Annotated in this window: 1 protein-coding gene; it reads left to right on the top strand. The window is 62.1% G+C overall.

The annotated features are described in order from the left end of the window. A partial coding sequence (locus PQR42_RS45760) for an adenine nucleotide alpha hydrolase family protein (RefSeq protein ID WP_459252338.1) occupies positions 1-248 on the top strand: 248 nt, incomplete at both ends.

Below are 248 nucleotides of genomic sequence, written 5' to 3'. Positions count from 1 at the left end.
GTTGAGGAAGCGGTGCGGTTGAAGGAGGCGGGTGTTGTTAGTGAGGTGGTGGCGGTGTCTTGCGGTGTGGCGCAGGCGCAGGAAACGCTGCGCACGGCGCTGGCTATTGGCGCGGATCGGGCGATTCTGATTGAGTCGTCCGAAGAGCTGCAGCCGTTGGCGGTGGCCAAGCTGCTCAAGGCGCTGGTCAACAAGGAACAGCCTTCGCTGGTCATTCTCGGCAAGCAGGCCATCGACGACGATTCGAA

This window comes from Paraburkholderia sediminicola (assembly GCF_046027355.1).
Taxonomy (GTDB): Bacteria; Pseudomonadota; Gammaproteobacteria; order Burkholderiales; family Burkholderiaceae; genus Paraburkholderia; species Paraburkholderia sediminicola_B.
Note: the sequence above shows the minus strand (reverse complement) of the source record. Positions and strands in the feature narration are given on the sequence as shown.